The organism is Flavobacterium sp. LB2P53 (assembly GCF_003970305.1).
Taxonomy (GTDB): domain Bacteria; phylum Bacteroidota; class Bacteroidia; order Flavobacteriales; family Flavobacteriaceae; genus Flavobacterium.
In genome coordinates, this window is sequence record NZ_RYDG01000011.1 from 1 (window position 1) to 19,685 (window position 19,685).

Genomic DNA, 19,685 nt, shown 5'->3' on the forward strand with positions numbered 1-19,685 from the left:
ATACTATAAAAAACCTAATTTTAAATACAATAAATAGCTGTAAATCAAAACAATAAAACCTTAACTTAATGACATTGCGCGCGAGCGTCCCGCTCGTGAACACAATCTATATTGTCACATACTTTAATTTTAAAACACTACCACATACCAAAATTATATTAATCCTTAATAGGAATTACGAGCGGGACGCTCGCTCAAGCAGCGGGAAAATGTTTTGCATCAACGTATTTTATTATTCCAACACCGGACAAACATTCATCGAATTAACTTCATATAAGAGAACATTGACTTTTTTCTTTACGGTAAAATCAATAATATAAAATACTTTTTTTGTGTAAACAACTGACATATAATGTCATTCTGCTCATATTTTTTTTTAAAATTTATTCCAATTATATGTTTTTTATTTTTTTTAAAATGATTTATTTACTTTCCTAACTTCAGAGACAATATTTGCTTCTTTTTTTTTCAATTTTTAAACTTTGGGTGTTGAAAGTAAAGCCCGAACTTTGCGGGTAAAACAAAATTGTAAGCGCCCTCTCATCAAAATTATTTGGTTGAATTCTAGTATCAATAGCGTATTTTTTTTCGTTGTTTTTTCCTTTGAATTCAATATAAATAGTTTCGGACTCTTTGAGAGAATTATAGTTTTGGCTAAACACTTTTATAGAAAACAGTAGCACTAGCAATAAGTAAGGTCTCATGATATGATGATTTGGTTTATGAGCAAGGTTCTTTTGCAGTCAATGTTTTGCTTTAGTAACAATAGCACTAATTTTACTCTCCCATCATATATGAACTTGATATTGACACTTCATAAATAGGAATTTGTCCATTTTTCTCCTCTGATCTGTCAATTATGTATATTACTTTACATTTTTCAAACGCTTCATAATAGCTCTTGAAAACGCCATATTTTTTAAAAAAATTTACTGAAATTATCCTTTTCTTGTTTTTCCTTAAATACGATTTTTTGATAAATCTAAAATCTGATTTGTCACCTATTTCTCTTCTTGTAGTTGAGGGGTAATCACTTACATTAAATTGTAAATATTCATCCTTGTTTTTTTCTTTAAATTTTATAATATACCATCTCTTAAACCCTGGATTATCTTTAGGTAGAACGGTCTTAATTTGCGTAGCGCTTTCTTTGAAGTCTACATATATTGTATCTAAGTTTTTGATTAAAGAAATGTTTTGGCAATAAGTAATACCAGAAACGAACAAAAGCATTATGTATAAGTTTTTCATATTTCTATCTATCTAATTCTATTTTTCCTGCGTTAATATATTGATTTAAGAGGGATTGTGCATCAGTGTCTTTAGGAAAATCAACTTTAAAACAACTTGTTTCATTTAGTCCACTTAAACTTATATATTTATAAAAGTCTAGCCAATTAAAACTAGTAGAAGTCATTGGATTTGTTGTCGGATGCATTGTATACGCTTCTAGGATAGTTCTTTTCGGTCCGGTCGTTACCAAATCTCTTATTTCTCCTAGAACTTTTTGCATTGTAGGAATCATTTTGCCGTACATAAAATCGTGCTGTTCGTTAGGAGTAGGATACATGGTGTTTAAAATTGTAACAAAATTTGCACCAACGGTAGGATTAGCTGCTTTTGAAAAAAGATAAGCATGAATGCATTCGTGTAATATTGTTTTTGCATTTTCAATATTGGTTTGGGATCTTGTTGTTCCTGCAATAAGTAATTGTTTACTAATTTTTATCGTCAAATTTTTGGTAACAGGATCTTCACTTGTGGTGGCATTAGCTTCTGGTTTAGAAGTATCATTGTCTTCATATACTCGATCGACTATCTCAAATTTAACATTAAATCGTTTACTATCGTGGAAAATATCTAAAAACAGTTTTTTAAATTCAGCAGACGTTTTTAATGCATCGAATAATTCATTGAACTTCTGATTTTCGGGTTTTGTAGTATCATAGGGAATACTTGAACAATCAATATTCATTGGTGATTTAAAAGAAGACTCAATGTCAATTTTTAATGAAGAGTCTCCACTTAATGGTGTTATTATTTGTAAGGAAAATTCTTTACTTTCATCGCTCCATTTGTTGTCTATTTGATATTGGATAATTTGATTGTATGAATTAGGATTGTCAATAGCCCATTGTTGCTGCTGAAAAGAAAGACTGTTATTAAAAATCACAGTATTCTTTATATCAAAACTATTTTCTGCAGTCAATATAGGGATTGTAATATATTGTTGATAATTCTCCGTATATGTATCCTTTGTTGGATAATCACTATTGTCGTAGCCGCCGCCACCTCCTGTACCGTAGGGATCACCAAAACCACCATCACTTCCTGTTGAACCACTTGTTCCACCACCAGTACTACCACATGCATCAGGTGTTAATACTTTAACTGTTCTTATATAGAGGGTTGAAACTTGACACGACGTACCGGGTAAATGATGTTGTGTACTACCTTGATAAGGTGCTGAACACCATAATTGTTCTACATATACGAAACATTCTGATTCTGTGGTTCGGTTCTGTGGTTTGTTGTTATTAAATTTAGGTGCTTTTTCTAAACGATTCATTTGAATTTCACCTTCAAAATTCAATAATTGACCTTCTGATAATATAATATTATTAGGTATATATTTTAAAATGTATGCTCTTGAATTAGTATTAATTTCTTCTTGTATAACTAAATTTTCAAAACTTAAATTATCAGTAGCATTGTTTCTTTTTATTGCCATTGTATAAGAAATAATATTATTTAATTTAATTTTTTTTACATTGTCGTTAGTGATGATAAAATCGTTTTGTTTTTTGAATGCATTTTTTTTTGTAATCAAATTTCCACCTACTTTTTCAACTAAGTCTTTAAATTTAGAATCTTTTGCCAAAAGCTCTTCAAATTTCATTTCAGTAATAGTTGCTTTGCCAATTGAAGAATCAATATTTTCCTCATATAAATCTTCACAACAACTAAGTAAAATTAAAACCAAGCCAAGGATAGTTGTCCTGCATAAATAGTTTTTTAGCTGTTTGTTTGTTTGTTTTCATAAAATTTTTAAATGTTAATATTTCATAAAAATAAGAAATATTTTATAAATTATAATACCCACTTGTAGTGATATTTACAAAAAACAGAAAACCCGTCCAATTATACTAACGGGACGGGTTTCAATAGGTGTTGAGGTTGTTTTACACCTTCATGATTTCAGCTTCTTTCACCACTAAAAGTTCATCTATTTTACGGATATAACTATTGGTTAAGTTTTGCACTTCTTCTTCGGCACTTTTGCAAATGTCTTCTGATGTTCCTTCTTTTTCTAATTTTTTGATCTCAGTGTTGGCATCTTTTCTGGCATTTCTGATACCCACTTTAGCGTCTTCGGCTTCAACTTTGGCTTGTTTGGCAAGATCACGTCTTCTTTCCTCAGTTAGTGCAGGAACACTGATGATAATTACATCACCGTTATTCATTGGGTTAAAACCAATGTTGGCCACCATAATTGCTTTTTCAATCACGTGTAGCATGTTTTTTTCAAAAGGTTGCAACGTAATTGTTCTTGCATCAGGCACACTGATTTTTGATACCTGCGAAAGCGGTGTTGCCGATCCGTAATAATCAACAAAAACACTTCCCAGCATGGCAGGAGATGCTTTTCCGGCACGAATATTCAAAAATTCTTTTTCTAAATGTGCAATAGAACCGGTCATGGATTCCTTGGTGCTATCTAATATAAATTCAATTTCTTCAGTCATTTTTTTAGGTTTTGGGTTTTGGGTTTTAGAAATTTGGAGCAATCCAAAAGCTATAACCAGGAACCATTAACTATATATTTACTACGGTTCCTATGTTTTCTCCTTCGCAGATTTTCAATAAATTGCCTACTTTATTCATATCAAAAACCACGATTGGTAATTTATTTTCCTGGCTTAATGTAAAAGCGGTTGTGTCCATTACATTCAATCCTTTTTTGAGGACATCTTCAAAGGAAATAAAATCGAATTTTACGGCAGATGGATTTTTTTCCGGATCACAATCATACACACCATCCACGCGAGTTCCTTTTAGAATCACATTAGCATTGATCTCAATACCCCGTAAAACGGCTGCGGTATCTGTTGTGAAATATGGATTTCCGGTTCCGGCTCCAAAAATTACAATTCTTCCTTTCTCCAGGTGGCGGTCTGCTCTTCTTTTGATATAAGGTTCCGCAATGGATTCCATTTTTAACGCCGTTTGCAAACGGGTTTTCATTCCTTTTTCTTCCAGTGCACCCTGTAAGGCCATTCCGTTGATCACAGTGGCCAGCATTCCCATGTAATCTCCTTGGACTCTGTCCATTCCTGCGCTGGCTCCGGCAACTCCTCTAAAAATATTTCCACCACCTATTACAATCGCTATTTCTACTCCTTTATCATGAATTAGTTTAATTTCGTCAGCGTATTCAGCTAGTCTTTTTGGGTCAATTCCGTATTGCAAGTCGCCCATTAAAGCTTCTCCACTTAGTTTAAGAAGAATTCTTTTGTATTTCATGTGTGTGTTGAGTTGATTGGTGCAAATATAGACATATTCTGTTTTCTAAAAAATGCGTTATTTAAATTTTATAAATTTAGTTTTTCGTACGATTTTTTTGCGGCTTCATAGCCAATGTTAAATACGGCATCCATTTTAATTCGGTTGGTTTCAAACGTACTGTACAGGCATAAATCCTTTGGTTCTATGATCCAGTCGCAGATGTTAAATTTATGCATATTAGAATTTGCCGAAAGAATATCAAAAGCCCGAGTCGTTACCGCTTTGATCGTATTCAAATCTTTGGCGTCTATTTTTTGAATGGGACTCACGTAAACACCAATCAGGGTATCGCATTGTCCTTGCAGGATATCTGTTGGAAAATGATTTAGGATCCCTCCGTCACTATAAATGCTTCCTTTTATTTCATAAGGGGACAAAATACCCGGAAACGCCGAGGAAGCTAAAACAGCATCTGTAATTTTTGTTTCGGGGGCAAATATTTTTAGTTTTCCTCGAACCATATCGGTAGCTGTAATTTGAATTGGAATTTTTAAATCGCCCAAAACGGCCTCTCCAAAAATAGTATGAAAATAACTTTTGAAGGATTCTGAATCAATCAACCCCGCCTTTTTAAAGGTCAAATGTTTCCAATGAAAAAGATAGATCGACTTGAAAAACTCCAGAATTTCCTCCGGTGTCTTTCCCCAGGCATACATTGCACCAACAATAGCACCTGCGCTCGTGCCCGCTATCTGAGACGGGCGTATGTTTTTTTCTTCTAAAAATTTGATCACGCCAGCATGAGCAATACCCTTAGAACCGCCTCCGGAGAGAACTAATCCTATCGATTTTGTTTTTAAATCCATCTTTGTAATTTAGGATAAAAATACACTTTTTGTAGAATTGAAACTGATATAAGTCATCTTTATAGGCCAATTTTATGCTAACTTTGTGTAAACAACTTACGTATTATGAAAATTCCTGTAGCTAAAGCATTATTTAACAGTCATTCCTATACCGAATACAGAAAACTTATTTCAGATTTAATATTGGAAGGAAAATCCACAGGAAAGGAACAATCCGAAAATTTGACGCAGTATAGCACCCTGAATGAAACCCGTATGCATCGCTTGGACAAAACCATTACAATTACGGAAGAAAATCAGATTAAGTTAAAGAATCTAAAAAGCGAATACATTTGGGTAGTAATTTCAGAAGGTTGGTGCGGAGATGCTGCTCAGTTGTTGCCAATCATGAATACAATGGCAGTGCAATCTGGCAAAATTGACTTGAGAATTGTGCTGCGTGATGAAAATGAAGAACTAATGAACTTATATCTGACGAACAAAAAAAAATCAATTCCTATATTGATCGTTGTCGCTAAAACAACAGGCGCTATACTCGGTAGTTGGGGACCAAGACCTAAAGCTGCTGCTGATTTGGTTGCGGATTATAAAAAAGAATTTGGCGTTATTGACGAAACTTTAAAAACCAACTTACAACTCTGGTATTTGCACGATAAAGGGATAACAACCCAAAAGGAGTTGATTGGTTTAATGGTTGATTTAGAGGTGTAATTTTTAAGTCAATACGCATCAAATTTTGAATAGTCTAACCTATTTTGTTTAAAAAGTGATTATAGGAAGTCAGGCATGTACTTTTATGGTAGCATGTCTTAAAACCAACTATTTTAAAAAAATATCTGATATTTATCAAGTTATCGATACCACAACACCTGTTTTATTGCTATCAGAGTTGCAGATTTAGGATTATTGGTCTCAAATATAGTTCAACCGTGCAGACTAAATTCTATTTGTCAGTTATAGCAGGAATCAATTTAACAAAGTTATTCCACGAGAATCCTTTTTTTGTAGTTTTGTTAAAAAGGAATAGTTGTGATAACAGACATTAATTTATTGGATTTAAATAAAACCTATTCGTATGTGAATTATCTAACTTGGGAATTTCAGAAAAAAATGGAATTAAGAAGGGGAGAGGATTTACTTCTCCTGATCTTTCCGCATCGCATGATAATACGCAGCACGGCTCAATGGTTCGTATTCTTCGGTTTCGCCCAGCATGACGAGTTTGTCATTGTCGGTTTTGCGGAAACTGTAATTCGCGAGATTTCCCGTGCGGGTACACACGGCATGGACTTTGGTTACATATTCAGCAGTTGCCATTAAAGCAGGCATCGGGCCAAAAGGATTTCCCTTGAAATCCATATCCAATCCGGCCACAATAACACGGATTCCCTGATTGGCCAAATCGTTACAGATCTTGACAATTTCGTCATCGAAAAACTGTGCTTCGTCAATGCCCACTACATCACAACCTTGCGCCAAAATTGCAATATTTGCGGCAGCGGGAACGGGCGTAGAACGGATTTCATTAGCATCATGAGAGACCACCATTTCATCATCATAGCGGGTGTCGATTGCTGGTTTGAAAATTTCGACTTTTTGCTTGGCAAATTGCGCTCTTCTCAAACGACGGATCAATTCTTCGGTCTTACCCGAAAACATGGAGCCACAAATGACTTCGATCCAACCAAATTGTTCTTTGTGATTTACTGTATTTTCGAGAAACATTTTGTATTTTTCTGACTTAAAAAATGAATAGTTTTTATTGCTTTATAATAAAGAAACCGACTTAAAAATTGTATACTTTTACGTCGTTTCAAAAGTATAAAATTTATATCAAATGGGAGATTCGAGAGCACTTATTTAAAAAAATAAAAATCGTGTTCACAAAGATTCCCTTTTCTTGGGACGATATCAAACGGAATACGAAAACGCATCAAAAAAGACCCGCTTAACACCCTATAATTTCAACAGACATGAAAAAAAAATTGGAAGCCGATTTAATCAGCATTGCACACAGAATATTACAGCTAAAAAATAAATCTGATATCAATCAATTATATCTGGAAACACAGAAGTTATACGAAAAACTTTCTGTCTTACGATTTGTGGAAGAACATTTCAGTGAAGCAAAACCAACCATTGGTATAACGGAAATCAGCAGAGAAATCGCAGCTGTTTTTGATACAACTGATTCCGTTCAACCACAAACAGTTGCGGTACTAGAAGAAACAATAGTTGAAGAAACAGTAGAAACGACTTTGGAACAAACCCAAGAAATAACTCCTTCAGAGGAACCGGATCCAGTTGCAACGGAAGAAGAAAGTGCCGTGGAAGTCCAAGAAACTGAAGCTGATAAAATTCCTGAAGAGGAAATAATTATTGAGGAAGTAGCTGCTGAGAAAACTATCGAAATGCCTTTAGAGCAAGCCGAAGCGCTACTTGAGGAGCATGAAAAAGAAGAGGAAATGGTAGTCGGCGAAACAGTTGTTGCTACGGAAACGGAAGCAGAGGATGAGACAGCAGAACCGGAAGCGCCTTTTGAACCTGCTTTTGAATTATCACAGGAAGAAGAAACGCAGACGGAATTGGAAATGCCAAAGAAAGCGCAAGCGGTGCAAATCTCTTTTGAGGATTTATTAGGAGGCAATTATCACGACACGCTTTTTGTAAAAAAACAGCAAGTAGATAACATTCCAACAGCAATAGTTATTGAAACTCCAAAAGAAAATCTACAACCTGAAGAACCGGAATCAGAAAGTACTCCCGCAGCACCAACCGAAAAAGCAGAGTCAAAAATAGTTTCGCTGAACGAAAAATTAGCTAAAGGAATCAATATCGATTTAAATGACCGCATTGCTTTTATAAAACATCTTTTTGGAAACAGCAGCGAAGATTACAACCGCGTTTTAAATCAATTAATCACATTTGATACTTTCTATGAAACCAGAGATTTTATCCAGGAAATGGTAAAACCGGACTATAACAACTGGGAAGGAAAACAAGAGTATGAAGAACGTTTTATGGATATTATAGAGAAAAAATTTTTGTAAATCGCCTTGAATTGTTCTGAATATACATTTGAACAAATACAGACTTTCTTTAAATTTTGTATTTAATTATTTTATCTATGTCAAAATTATACATCGTTCCTACGCCTATTGGCAATCTCGAAGATATGACTTTTCGAGCGATTCGGATTCTTAAAGAAGTCGATTTGATTCTCGCCGAAGATACGCGTACAAGCGGAAAATTGTTAAAGCATTTCGAAATTGGCACTCACATGTACAGCCATCACATGCACAACGAACACAAAACCATCGAGAATTTAATTTCGAGGTTAAAAGCCGGAGAAAATATCGCCTTAATCTCAGATGCAGGAACGCCAGCGATTTCTGATCCTGGTTTTTTACTGACCCGCGCTTGTGTTGAAAACGGAATTGATGTGGAATGTTTACCGGGTGCAACGGCGTTTGTTCCGGCATTAGTCAACAGTGGTTTACCCAATGATAAATTTGTTTTCGAAGGTTTTTTGCCTGATAAAAAAGGACGTCAAACTAGATATTTAGCGTTGGCAGAAGAAACCAGAACGATGATTTTATATGTTTCTCCACATAAATTAGTAAAAACTTTAGCGGAATTCATTACCTTTTTTGGCGAAGACCGCCAAATATCGGTTTCCAGAGAATTATCCAAACTACACGAAGAAAATGTTCGCGGAAGCGTGAAAGAAGTGGTCGATCATTTTAATAAAATAGCGCCAAGAGGTGAAATTGTCGTCGTGATCAGTGGAAAAACTATCACTAAAGAACCTAAAAAAAGTAAATTTTCGGAAGAAGAATAACCCATAAAAAACTATGAATTTAGAATCCTTTTTAGATAAATTAAAGCAAACGCCAGAAATGATCACGTTTGTAGAAACCATCGCAACAATTGAAGATAACTACGATTTTACTCCTACGGCATTTGAGAATGGTTTGCAACACAATGCAGCTGGAGAAAATTCAGGATCTTGCAAGTTGTTTGCTTTCGCTGAAATTCAAAGTTTATCAGAAGCAGCAACATTAGCCTGTTTTGGAGCGTATTATTACGAAGATGTTTTGCAAAATCCAAACGGAACAGATCACCAAAACATCCGCAATTTCATGAAAACCGGATGGGATGGAATTGCATTTTACGGAAGTGCTTTGGTTTCAAAATAAAATCACAATCCGATGTCAGGTCGAGCGCAGTCGAGACACATCAGTTGGTCTCGACTGCGCTCGACCTGACAAAATTCCTAATACAATTTTATAATCCCAAATCAATATGCGTTGGACCCTAAAACCAAAACCTTCCGAAAATGCCGTTCAAGATTTGGCGAAAGCATTGAATGTAGAAGATTTTGTAGCCACTTTATTAGTGCAACGCGGCATTGAAACTTTTGAAGATGCCAGACGCTTTTTTCGTCCGAGTTTAGATGATTTGCACGATCCGTACTTGATGAAAGATATGGAAAAAGCAGTTTCTAGAATCGAAAAAGCAATTGAAAATGAGGAAAATATTCTTGTTTTTGGCGATTATGATGTCGATGGTACCACCGCAGTTTCTCTCGTTTCTTCCTATTTAAAAACCTATTATCCAAACGTGGCGACTTACATTCCGGATCGTTATGATGAAGGGTACGGAATTTCATTTAAAGGAATTGACTTTGCTGATGACAATGGATTTTCACTTATCATCGCTTTGGATTGTGGTATAAAATCCATTGATCATGTGGGGTATGCCAAAGCAAAAAACATCGATTTTATCATTTGTGACCACCATAGACCAGGAAATTCTCTGCCTGAAGCCGTTGCTGTTCTCGATCCAAAACGTGATGATTGTAATTATCCTTATGATGAGTTGTGTGGTTGTGGAATAGGTTTCAAATTGATTCAGGCTTTGGGTGTCAACCGAAACCAGACAATTGAGGATTTGGTTCCGTATCTGGATTTAGTATCGGCTGCCATTGCCGCTGATATCGTTCCGATGACCGGAGAAAATCGGGTGCTGGCTTATTTTGGACTGCAAGTTATAAACACGGATCCAAGACCAGGAATCAAAGCTATAATCCACCAGATAAAAAAACAAACTTTAGACATTACCGATGTTGTTTTCATCATCGCCCCCAGGATAAACGCTGCCGGACGGATCAAACACGGCAATCATGCGGTAGAATTATTAACCGAATTTGATTTTGAGCAAGCCCAACAATTTGCTTCTGAAATTGAGGCATATAATTCTGAACGAAAAGATTTAGATAAATTAATTACCAAAGAAGCGTTGCAACAGATTGAGGAAAACAATGAAAAAGAACGTTTTACTTCCGTAGTTTTTCAAGAAGATTGGCACAAAGGTGTGATTGGAATTGTCGCTTCCCGATTGATAGAAACCTATTATCGACCAACACTTGTTTTTACCAAAAGTGGGGATAAATATGCGGCTTCGGCACGATCCGTAAAAGGATTTGATGTGTATAATGCACTCGAAGCGTGTACAGAATATTTGGAACAATTTGGCGGTCACATGTATGCTGCGGGAATGACATTGGCGGCAGAAAACTATCAAATCTTTAAAGACGCTTTCGAAAAAGAAGTGGAAAGAACCATTCATTCGGATATGTTGACACCCGAAATTGCAGTTGACGCCGAGATTGATTTTGCGGATATTACTCCAAAACTAATCCGGATTCTGAAACAATTTGAACCGTACGGACCACAAAATATGACGCCAATTTTCCTGACTAAAAACATTAAAGACACTGGTTATGTAAAACCTATGGGTCAAGAAGAGGAACACCTAAAACTTTTTGTCAAACAAAATAATTCCGAAGGTATTGCTGCAATTGGTTTTAACTTAGGTGACAAAATGGAACTGACTACGCATCAAAAACCTTTTCAAGCGGTCTATTGCATTGATGAAAACGAATGGAAAGGAAAAATAAGCTTGCAATTGCGATTGCGAGATATTAAAGAATGATTATTTTGTTATGAAAAAAAAAGACCCGTATTCGGCACTGCGGTATAAAGAATTCAATATTTTTTTGTTATTGCGTTTTGCTATGGTTTTTGGCTGGTCGATGCAATTTATTGTCATTGAATGGGAAGTCTACAGTTTAACCAAAAACCCGTTGTCCTTAGGAATTATTGGATTAATGGAAGTTATTCCAGCCATTTCAATGGCTTTATTTGCCGGACATATAGTCGATCAAAAGGAGAAAAAAGGATTGCTATTTAAATGCATATTAGGATTTTCAATTATTAGTTTGGGCTTGTTTTTATTTACATGGCCACCCTTTATAAAAGACTTTTCTACCCAAACTATTTTATATTCTATTTACTTTTTCGTGTTTTTAGGCGGATTGGTTCGTGCTTTTCTTGGCCCGACGATATTTTCTCTTTTGTCTTTGATTGTTCCTAAAAAATTATATCCCAATGCTGCCACTTGGAGCAGTTCTGTTTGGCAAATAAGTTCCGTTTTAGGACCTGCGGTAGCCGGTTTTTCGATCAATTGGATTGGTGTTCATTGGTCCATGTCCATCGTTTTGGGGTGTTCACTTTTTGCGTTAATCGCTTTAACCCAAATTGCAACGAAACCTATTTTGAATCCAAAAATTGGCGAACCTATTATGGAAAGTTTGAAGGAAGGTGTGAAGTTTGTCTACAACAATAAAACGATTTTAGGTGCTTTATCACTAGATATGATTGCCGTCCTTTTTGGAGGAGCTGTAGCGCTGTTACCCATTTTTGCACAGGATATTTTGAAAGTCGGTCCCCAAGGGTTTGGTGTTTTGAGAGCCGCACCGGCAGTTGGCGCATTTTTGATGCTAATAATATCCGCTTATATTCCTTTTACCAAAAATGCGGGTATGAAACTGTTGTCGGCAATTTTTGCGTTTGGTATTTGTATTATCGTTTTTGGACTTTCATCGATTTTTTGGTTGTCAGTTGCGGCTTTATTTTTAAGCGGTGTTTTCGATGGGATTTCGGTGGTGATACGCCAAACTATTTTGCAATTGAAAACACCGGATCACATGAGAGGCCGAGTTGCAGCGGTGAATTCTATTTTTGTGGGTTCGTCTAATGAATTGGGTGCTTTCGAAAGTGGATTAACCGCAAAGCTGATGGGAACTGTTAGCGCAGTGGTCTTTGGTGGAAGCATGACACTGATTACTGTATTTATTACAGGAGCTGTATTCCCTACTTTTAGAAAACTGGACTTGCAAAAAGATATTGAGGAACATGAAAATAGCGAGTAATACTGTCATTGCTTCGCCAGTTTGCTATCACTCGTGTCCGACAAGGGGGAATCACACAATTTGAATAACTTGATGTGATTTCTCCTTCGTCGAAATGACAAACTGCACGGTTGTTAATTACAAAAGTAGAATGGCATTAAACATGCTATTTTAAAAAAATCTCAAGATTATTTTACCAAACTTTTATGCTTTTTTATGTTTTATTATTTAGAACAAATATAAATAATACTTATATTTGCTTCAAACTAATGAAACATGCAAGAAATAAAACAAATATATCATAACAATTTAGGCACTGCTTTCTACTGGAGAAAAGATAATGACGTTGTACTGGACAAAGTCCAATTGGTTTTTAGAGAAATGGGTTTTTATTTTACCCAACAGGAACTGCAACTATTTAAACGTTGTATTGAAGACAGCTATATCCAAAACAGATGTTGCGATGATTGTGAACTGAAAAACAAATGCCACAAATTTTTACTAAAAACACCTTGTTCCCAAATTGATTTGGCCGTTTCCATGGAAGAATTAGATGCCGTAAAAGATTTGGTAGAAGGCACTTTGTTTAAAATAAATCTAGATGATTATTTGTATGGTGTGGGTATGAATTAGAGATTGGAATTTTTGCAATAATTATAAAATAGACAAAAAGCATTCTCTTCTATACTTTTTAGTTTTTAATTTGATTGGTATGTTTCTCGTTTTGTATTCTGTAAAACGAAATCATTAAAAATACAACTGCAACGATAATTTTGAAATATGATTTTTTATTATATTCAAAAGAAAAATCATCTAAATCAACAGATAATAATCCGACCGTTAACAATATAATCCCTAAATAAATAAAAAATTTGGTTAATTTATTTTCAGTTTTCATAATTTTTATTTTTATTAAATAATTTCTAAGTTTAATTACATCAAATATATACAAAAAGGAAACATTAATGAGCCACTAATACTTATTTGTAAGTTTTTTATTTAATTAAAAACAGCGGGTTAAGCTTAAGCAGGATATCTTGAAAATTTATTAATACTTTTTGATTTCGAAAGTCTCACCATCAAAAACACCATAGGTAAAATACGTAATCCAGTCACCCAAATTCACATATTCGGCATTTTCTCCTACGGTTACTTTCATAGGCAAATGACGGTGGCCAAAAATAAGGTAATTGTAATGTTTGGTTTCCAGTTTTCTTTTGGAATAGAGAATCAGCCATTCATTGTCTTCGCCAAGAAAGGTCACATCTTCATCGCCAGAAATCAGTTTGTTTTTTACCGAAAGGTATTGCGCCAATTTCACGCCAATATCAGGATGAAGCCATCTAAAAAGCCATTTGAAACACGGATTTGCAAATATTTTTTTCATGCGTTTGTATCCTAAATCGCCCGGACCTTTTCCGTCACCGTGGCCAATGAGGAATGTTTTATCTCCAAAAGTGTATTCTTGATTGTCATGAAAAACTGGAATGTTCAATTCCTTCTGAAAATAATCTTCCATCCATAAATCATGGTTTCCCACGAAGAAATAAATAGGGATTCCACTGTCTCGGATTTCGGCCAATTTACCTAAAATACGGATAAACCCTTTTGGAACTACGGTTTTGTATTCGAACCAAAAATCAAATAAATCGCCCAATAGAAAAATAGCTTCAGCATCGTCTTTTACTTGGTCGAGCCAAGCTACGAATTTTTGTTCTCTCGGGAAACTCAATTCGGGTGTCGGTGCTCCAAAATGCTGGTCGGAGGCAAAATATATTTTTTTGTTATTGTGTAATTGCATGAAGTTACAGTATGGATTTCACATTATCACTGGCAAACCATTCCGCGAAAGAAGATTCGGTTTCTTGTAATTTCAAAGAGAAAAGGGTGATTCCTTCGGGTAATCTTCTGATGATTCTTTGAGAAAAATCAACTACCATATTTTCGCTTGTTGGTTGGTACTCTACTAAAATAACATGGTGTCCGCGAACTATTAATTCGTTTGCCAATTCGATATGCGGGGTTGTTCCGTTGAAAACAGTCGCATGGTCAAACTGATCTACTATTTCTTCTTTTACAATTTTCTTTAAATCCGTGAAGTCAATCACCATTCCAAATTTCACATTAGAGCGATCTGAAATTGGGGTTCCAATTACCGTTACTGACAATTTATAACTATGTCCGTGGACATTTTTACATTTCCCATCATAGCCATATAAGGCGTGACCGGTTTCGAAACTAAATTGTTTAGTAATTCTGATATTGCTCATTGGAGTTTAATTTTGATGCAAATTTAGCAAATTGATATGAGAAATGGGATGTAAATATTTTCCCTCCCCAACCCTCCCCAAAGTGGAGGGAGATAGGATGAAATTATTTTGTTTGTAATCCGAATTTGATAATCCACAAATGTTCTAGCCCTGATGGAAACGGCATCCTTTTTATAAGGTGATTTTTTTCCACCTTATAAAAAGATATAGTGTACAGCAGGAAATAGCTCCTGAAATAAATTCAGAATAAATCCTTCGAAAATCACTTTTTGAATTGGGACAATGCTTTTCTGGTAAAATCAGACAACACCAATTTACCCGAAATCGCGGCGCGTTCTAGCAACAATGTATCCCAATGTTGCGTTCCTTCCCAGAAAACCTTTTTCATCTCCAATAAACCTTTTGGATTGTAACCGGATAATTTACCAGTGAAATCAGCTATTGCGGCATCCAGTTCTGTTATGGTTTCAAAAGTATTAGCGTATAATCCTTTGGCTGTGGCCCAATCAGCAGTTTTCCATTCATGGGCTGCGAGGGTCATTTCGGCCATTGCCGTTTTTCCGATTTTCTTCGAAACGACAGGTTCTATTACAAAGGGACCAATTCCGATCGCCAATTCTGATAATTTTATTGATGCATTTTTTGTCGCCAATGCATAATCACAGGCGGAAGCAATTCCTACGCCTCCACCAACTGCTTTTCCATGAATGCGCCCGACGATAAGCTTGGAACATGAACGCATCGCATTGATCAAATGCGCAAATCCAGAAAAAAATTGTGTTCCTGCTTCTTCATTGGAAACAGCTAAAAGTTCATCAAAAGAAGCACCCGCACAAAAGGCACCCGAGCCTTCACTTTGTATAACTATCACTGAAACGGCTGAATTTGTGCTCAAAATAGTGAACTCATTCGTTAAAAGATCCAACAATTCTCTTGGAAAAGAATTGCTCGAAGGATGACCAAATGTAACGGTAGCAATATTATTTTCAATTGTTGTGAAGAGCGAACCTATTGGATTTTCTGATACCATAGTGAGGATTTTGATGTAAAGTTAAAAAAAGTAAAGGAGGATTTGACTTTTTTTCAAATAGAATGGATTTGTATTTTGAAATTTGCTTTTTGGGAAATTTATATGTTATATTTGCGAACTAGTTTGGGGGATTAGCTCATTTGGCTAGAGTGCTTGCCTGGCAGGCAAGAGGTGACCGGTTCGAATCCGGTATTCTCCACCAGTAAAATCAAGCCTTACAGCAATGTGAGGCTTTTTTATTGAGTCTAAGTGTACCTATTGAGTGTACTTTTGATATTCTAAGTGTAAAAAGGAAGCCTCACCCATGTAGCTTTTTTTTGGCTTAAACACTTAATTCCTAAAGTACCCAAATCCCTTTCTGTTTTCTACCTAACTACTTCTATTAAATGTATTGATTAGCTATTGTCCTAAATTTTCATTAGACATTGGTATTCAACAAAGAGTTCTTTCTTTTAATTATTTATAAGAATATTTTTATATATTTGAGAGCAATACGCTATTCTATAGCGAGTATATACAAGTTACCAGTAACCTTAAATCACGTATCTATGACCGAAGAGCATTTGGCAAATTTGCAGAACTTTAAAGAACTTATAAGGTATTTAAAACAACTTTCTGACGATGGAGTTTCTTCAGCAATAGAGAAATCGATAATACAAATGCTTGACAACACAATTCCTTTTTTTGCGCATTTAGTGCTAGAAGATGAATTTCCAGAAATACATAGACTGACAATTAACAAAAGAGTTTTAGGCGAAAACAAAAGAATACGAGATATAAAATATCTAAAATATCCCCCAAAAGATAAGGTTTCAAAATATGGACGTTGTAATTATCCGAACCAATCGGTTCTATATTCATCATTTCTTGGGTTTACAGCTATGAATGAAAGTCAGCCTAGAGTTGGAGACTTGATTACTGAATCTAAATGGAGACTTAAAAAAAATCAAACTTTATTATATTGTCCAATTTTTAAGAACCAGCCATTGCACGATGTTGTAAATATTCGTTCTTTTGAAATAAATAAAATCTTTAAAAAGAGACTAAAAGAATATCCGAAATTTGAACAAGAGAAAATTGATGTTTTAGTACAATTTATCGCTGATGTATTTACAAAAAATGTAAACCCAAATAATCATTACGACTATATTTTCAGTTCATACTTTTCAAATAAAATATTTAATGATTTTGAAAATGGAACTATTGAGGCTATATATTATCCAAGTGTTAAAGAACGATTATCGTTTGAAAATTTAGCAATTAAACCAGATGTTTTTGATAAAAAATATGAACTTATTGAAGTTAAAGATAGCGTTTGCCAAATGGATGTAACAAACGGTAGAGGCGGTTATTTATTCCATGGTTTAAGCGATTGTAAAAGTTTTGATTATGCTTCGGGTAAAATTTTATGGGACGAAGAAAAAATACATCAATCTCCAACTACTTTGGAAGATTTGAAAAGAAGATATGGAGTTAATCTTGAAGTCTAAAGGCTACTGGTAACAGTTACAACGGATTTGGGCACTTGGCTTAATGGAAAAATTGGTTTGTATTTGAAAGCCTAAAAAAAAATCTGCGGTCATAAGAAATCAACTATAATAATCGTACTTTGGTAATCAATTAAAGATTGAAAATGAAATTTGAAGATTATACACATATTAGTGGAGATGGCGTCTATTACGAAGGAGTAATAAGAGATATAAAACGTTCAAAAACGTCTTTACAACCCGTTTATGAAGCATTTACAAATTCACTTGAAGCAGTTAAAATAAAAGAAAATCTAAAAAAGGACTTCAAAGGTAAAATTGAAATAAAAATATTTTCAATACAGAATACAGACCAAAGTTTTACTTTTTCAAAACTTCAAATAAGCGATAATGGTATTGGATTTGATGATAAAGAATTTAAAAGATTCAATACTTATAAAGATTTTACAAAAGGCTTCAAAAATCTTGGTTCGGGAAGGATACAATACGCACACTATTTTGATACGACTAAAATAAAAAGTAAATATCAAGATAATGGAAGTTATAGAGAAAGAGAATTTTTCGTTTCAAAAAAAGATGATTACCTGAAAAATAATTCAATAATATTTCACAAAAGCGATGTCAAAATTGATGATGATTCATCTGGAACTGTATTGACTTTTGAAGGTCTTTTAGACCCAACAAGAAACATATATCACACATTAAATGACGTTAATTTAAAAGATGCATTTATAAAAAGATATATTCAATATTTTTGTTTAAACAAAAATAGCTTACCTGAAATTACTATAGAGCATTATGTATTTAACGATTTAGAAAATAAATCAACAATTTCAGAATCCGATATTCCAGAAATTGATAATACTGCTAATGTAAAAGTTAATTATTCCAAGATTTCCGATGATGCGAAAACCATCATTGAAACTGAAAATTTTGAAAATTTCACAATAAATTCTTATAAATTAGACAAGTCATTTTTAAAACAGAATGATTTAAAGCTAACAAGCAAGCACGAAGTAATTGAAAATTTCGAAATTAACTTACTTTCTCTTTCTAAAGACGAAGTAATTGATAATAGCCATTTTCTTTTTTTAGTATCTAGTGATTATCTAGATGACAAAGACACTAACGAAAGAGGCGAATTTGATATTCTTACGAACGAAATTTTTTCAAACTACGCAAATATTTTTAACGACGAAGTAATAATTCTTGACCTTCTTGAAAACAAGTTAAACAGTTCGATTTATCATTTGTATCCACAAATAGAAAAGATACAAGAAAAACATCAATTAGATTTAAAGAATCTTAAAGAAATGTTTTTATTGCCCGAAGATTTAGAAATTGAAATTTCTATAAATGATAGTGATAAAAAAATATTGGAAAAATTCTACACTGCAGAAGCGAAAAAAAAAGCTGAATTAGATTCAAATTTAAAAAATAGTATAGAAAGATTAAATCATTTGGATACAACTTCTGACGATTATTCGAATATACTTGATGAAGAAATTGACCGAATAGTTAAAGTAATTCCACAACAGAATAAAGTTGAATTAACTCACTACGTTGCTCGAAGAAAACTTGTTCTTGAATTATTTTCATTAATTTTAAACAGTAAATTATCAGTTCAAAATGATGGTTCAAGAAATAATGATGAAGCATTATTACATAATTTAATTTTTCAACAAAATACAACGTCACCAGATAAAAGTGACTTATGGATTATAAATGAAGATTTTATCTATTTTCAAGGAATTTCTGAATCCAAATTATCAGAAATAAAATTTAAAGGAGAAAATATTATTCGAGAAGACCTATCGGAAGAAGAAAATAAATTTATAACATCTATTGGCGAAAATAGGCTTCATAAAAGACCCGACATTTTATTATTTCCTCAAGAGGAGAAATGTATAATTATTGAGTTTAAAAACCCTACTGTTAGTGTATCTGACCACTTGAATCAAATCAATAATTACGCAACTTTATTAAGAAATTTTTCAATTCCAGAAATGAAATTAACTACATTTTACGGATATTTAATCGGGGAAAAAATTGAACCAAATGACGTTAGAGCTTATGATGCTGATTTCAAAAACGCATATAATTTTGATTATTTGTTTAGGCCATCAAAAACTATAGCTGGAATGTTCAGCAATGAAGGTAAAGACGGTACACTTTATACTGAAGTTGTAAAATATTCAACACTCCTTGAACGAGCAAAAAATCGAAATAATATATTTATCAAAAAACTAACAAAAGAAAATTTTGATTGAT

At 34.1% G+C, this 19,685-nt stretch carries 19 protein-coding genes and 1 tRNA gene; 10 read left to right on the forward strand and 10 right to left on the reverse strand.

Going from position 1 to position 19,685, the window contains the following annotated elements; genetic code table 11:
* Positions 1 to 777: 777 nt before the first annotated feature.
* From EKL95_RS12600 to EKL95_RS12620, 5 genes are all read right to left on the reverse strand, one after another.
* Positions 778 to 1,251 (reverse strand): hypothetical protein, encoded by a 474-nt coding sequence (locus tag EKL95_RS12600; protein WP_126458001.1) that lies wholly within the window; start codon positions 1,249 to 1,251, stop codon positions 778 to 780.
* A gap of 4 nt (positions 1,252 to 1,255) precedes the next feature.
* On the reverse strand, positions 1,256 to 2,983 hold the full coding sequence (locus tag EKL95_RS12605) for a hypothetical protein (protein WP_126564342.1): 1,728 nt from the start codon (positions 2,981 to 2,983) through the stop codon (positions 1,256 to 1,258).
* Between the two features lie 199 nt (positions 2,984 to 3,182).
* Entirely contained in the window at positions 3,183 to 3,746 is a 564-nt protein-coding gene (frr, locus tag EKL95_RS12610) for a ribosome recycling factor (RefSeq protein WP_126451955.1), read from the reverse strand.
* Positions 3,747 to 3,816: 70 nt separating this feature from the next.
* The gene (gene pyrH / locus EKL95_RS12615; RefSeq protein WP_126458007.1) at positions 3,817 to 4,524 is read right to left on the reverse strand and encodes a UMP kinase; all 708 of its coding nucleotides are present in this window, start codon (positions 4,522 to 4,524) and stop codon (positions 3,817 to 3,819) included.
* A 68-nt stretch (positions 4,525 to 4,592) separates the two neighbouring features.
* A complete protein-coding gene (locus EKL95_RS12620; protein ID WP_126451957.1) occupies positions 4,593 to 5,372 on the reverse strand; it encodes a patatin-like phospholipase family protein in 780 nt (259 codons plus the stop codon).
* 105 nt (positions 5,373 to 5,477) lie between these two features.
* Here EKL95_RS12620 and EKL95_RS12625 point away from each other — a divergent pair, with 105 nt between their 5' ends.
* A complete protein-coding gene (locus EKL95_RS12625) occupies positions 5,478 to 6,083 on the forward strand; it encodes a thioredoxin family protein (protein WP_126458013.1) in 606 nt (201 codons plus the stop codon).
* Between the two features lie 423 nt (positions 6,084 to 6,506).
* Here the strand turns inward: EKL95_RS12625 and EKL95_RS12630 are convergent, their stop codons facing one another.
* The gene (locus tag EKL95_RS12630; protein ID WP_126451959.1) at positions 6,507 to 7,097 is read right to left on the reverse strand and encodes a thymidine kinase; all 591 of its coding nucleotides are present in this window, start codon (positions 7,095 to 7,097) and stop codon (positions 6,507 to 6,509) included.
* A gap of 248 nt (positions 7,098 to 7,345) precedes the next feature.
* Between EKL95_RS12630 and EKL95_RS12635 the strand changes: the two genes are divergently transcribed.
* From EKL95_RS12635 to EKL95_RS12660, 6 genes are all read left to right on the forward strand, one after another.
* A complete protein-coding gene (locus EKL95_RS12635; RefSeq protein WP_126564343.1) occupies positions 7,346 to 8,422 on the forward strand; it encodes a hypothetical protein in 1,077 nt (358 codons plus the stop codon).
* Positions 8,423 to 8,499: 77 nt separating this feature from the next.
* On the forward strand, positions 8,500 to 9,213 hold the full coding sequence (gene rsmI, locus EKL95_RS12640) for a 16S rRNA (cytidine(1402)-2'-O)-methyltransferase (protein WP_126451961.1): 714 nt from the start codon (positions 8,500 to 8,502) through the stop codon (positions 9,211 to 9,213).
* A gap of 13 nt (positions 9,214 to 9,226) precedes the next feature.
* On the forward strand, positions 9,227 to 9,571 hold the full coding sequence (locus EKL95_RS12645; protein WP_126561299.1) for a HopJ type III effector protein: 345 nt from the start codon (positions 9,227 to 9,229) through the stop codon (positions 9,569 to 9,571).
* Positions 9,572 to 9,677: 106 nt separating this feature from the next.
* Positions 9,678 to 11,369: a single-stranded-DNA-specific exonuclease RecJ gene (gene recJ / locus EKL95_RS12650; RefSeq protein WP_126564344.1), complete on the forward strand. Its 1,692-nt coding sequence runs from the start codon at positions 9,678 to 9,680 to the stop codon at positions 11,367 to 11,369.
* Between the two features lie 10 nt (positions 11,370 to 11,379).
* Complete coding sequence (locus EKL95_RS12655) at positions 11,380 to 12,648, forward strand: MFS transporter (protein WP_126561297.1); 1,269 nt, start codon at positions 11,380 to 11,382, stop codon at positions 12,646 to 12,648.
* Positions 12,649 to 12,903: 255 nt separating this feature from the next.
* Positions 12,904 to 13,260 carry a hypothetical protein gene (locus EKL95_RS12660; protein ID WP_126515207.1) on the forward strand — a complete coding sequence of 119 codons (357 nt, stop codon included), beginning with the start codon at positions 12,904 to 12,906 and terminating at the stop codon, positions 13,258 to 13,260.
* Between the two features lie 58 nt (positions 13,261 to 13,318).
* Here the strand turns inward: EKL95_RS12660 and EKL95_RS12665 are convergent, their stop codons facing one another.
* The 4 genes from EKL95_RS12665 to EKL95_RS12680 form a co-directional block, all read right to left on the reverse strand.
* The gene (locus EKL95_RS12665; RefSeq protein ID WP_126564345.1) at positions 13,319 to 13,525 is read right to left on the reverse strand and encodes a hypothetical protein; all 207 of its coding nucleotides are present in this window, start codon (positions 13,523 to 13,525) and stop codon (positions 13,319 to 13,321) included.
* Positions 13,526 to 13,675: 150 nt separating this feature from the next.
* Entirely contained in the window at positions 13,676 to 14,428 is a 753-nt protein-coding gene (locus tag EKL95_RS12670) for a UDP-2,3-diacylglucosamine diphosphatase (protein WP_126564346.1), read from the reverse strand.
* Between the two features lie 4 nt (positions 14,429 to 14,432).
* Positions 14,433 to 14,897: a 6-pyruvoyl trahydropterin synthase family protein gene (locus tag EKL95_RS12675; protein WP_126458035.1), complete on the reverse strand. Its 465-nt coding sequence runs from the start codon at positions 14,895 to 14,897 to the stop codon at positions 14,433 to 14,435.
* A 262-nt stretch (positions 14,898 to 15,159) separates the two neighbouring features.
* On the reverse strand, positions 15,160 to 15,927 hold the full coding sequence (locus EKL95_RS12680; protein WP_126564347.1) for an enoyl-CoA hydratase/isomerase family protein: 768 nt from the start codon (positions 15,925 to 15,927) through the stop codon (positions 15,160 to 15,162).
* Between the two features lie 125 nt (positions 15,928 to 16,052).
* Between EKL95_RS12680 and EKL95_RS12685 the strand changes: the two genes are divergently transcribed.
* The 3 genes from EKL95_RS12685 to EKL95_RS12695 all read left to right on the forward strand — a co-directional run bounded on the left by EKL95_RS12685 (position 16,053) and on the right by EKL95_RS12695 (position 19,684).
* Positions 16,053 to 16,129: transfer RNA gene (locus EKL95_RS12685), tRNA-Ala, on the forward strand.
* A gap of 346 nt (positions 16,130 to 16,475) precedes the next feature.
* Positions 16,476 to 17,417 (forward strand): hypothetical protein, encoded by a 942-nt coding sequence (locus EKL95_RS12690; RefSeq protein ID WP_126564348.1) that lies wholly within the window; start codon positions 16,476 to 16,478, stop codon positions 17,415 to 17,417.
* Positions 17,418 to 17,560: 143 nt separating this feature from the next.
* On the forward strand, positions 17,561 to 19,684 hold the full coding sequence (locus tag EKL95_RS12695; RefSeq protein WP_126564349.1) for an ATP-binding protein: 2,124 nt from the start codon (positions 17,561 to 17,563) through the stop codon (positions 19,682 to 19,684).
* Position 19,685: the final 1 nt, after the last annotated feature.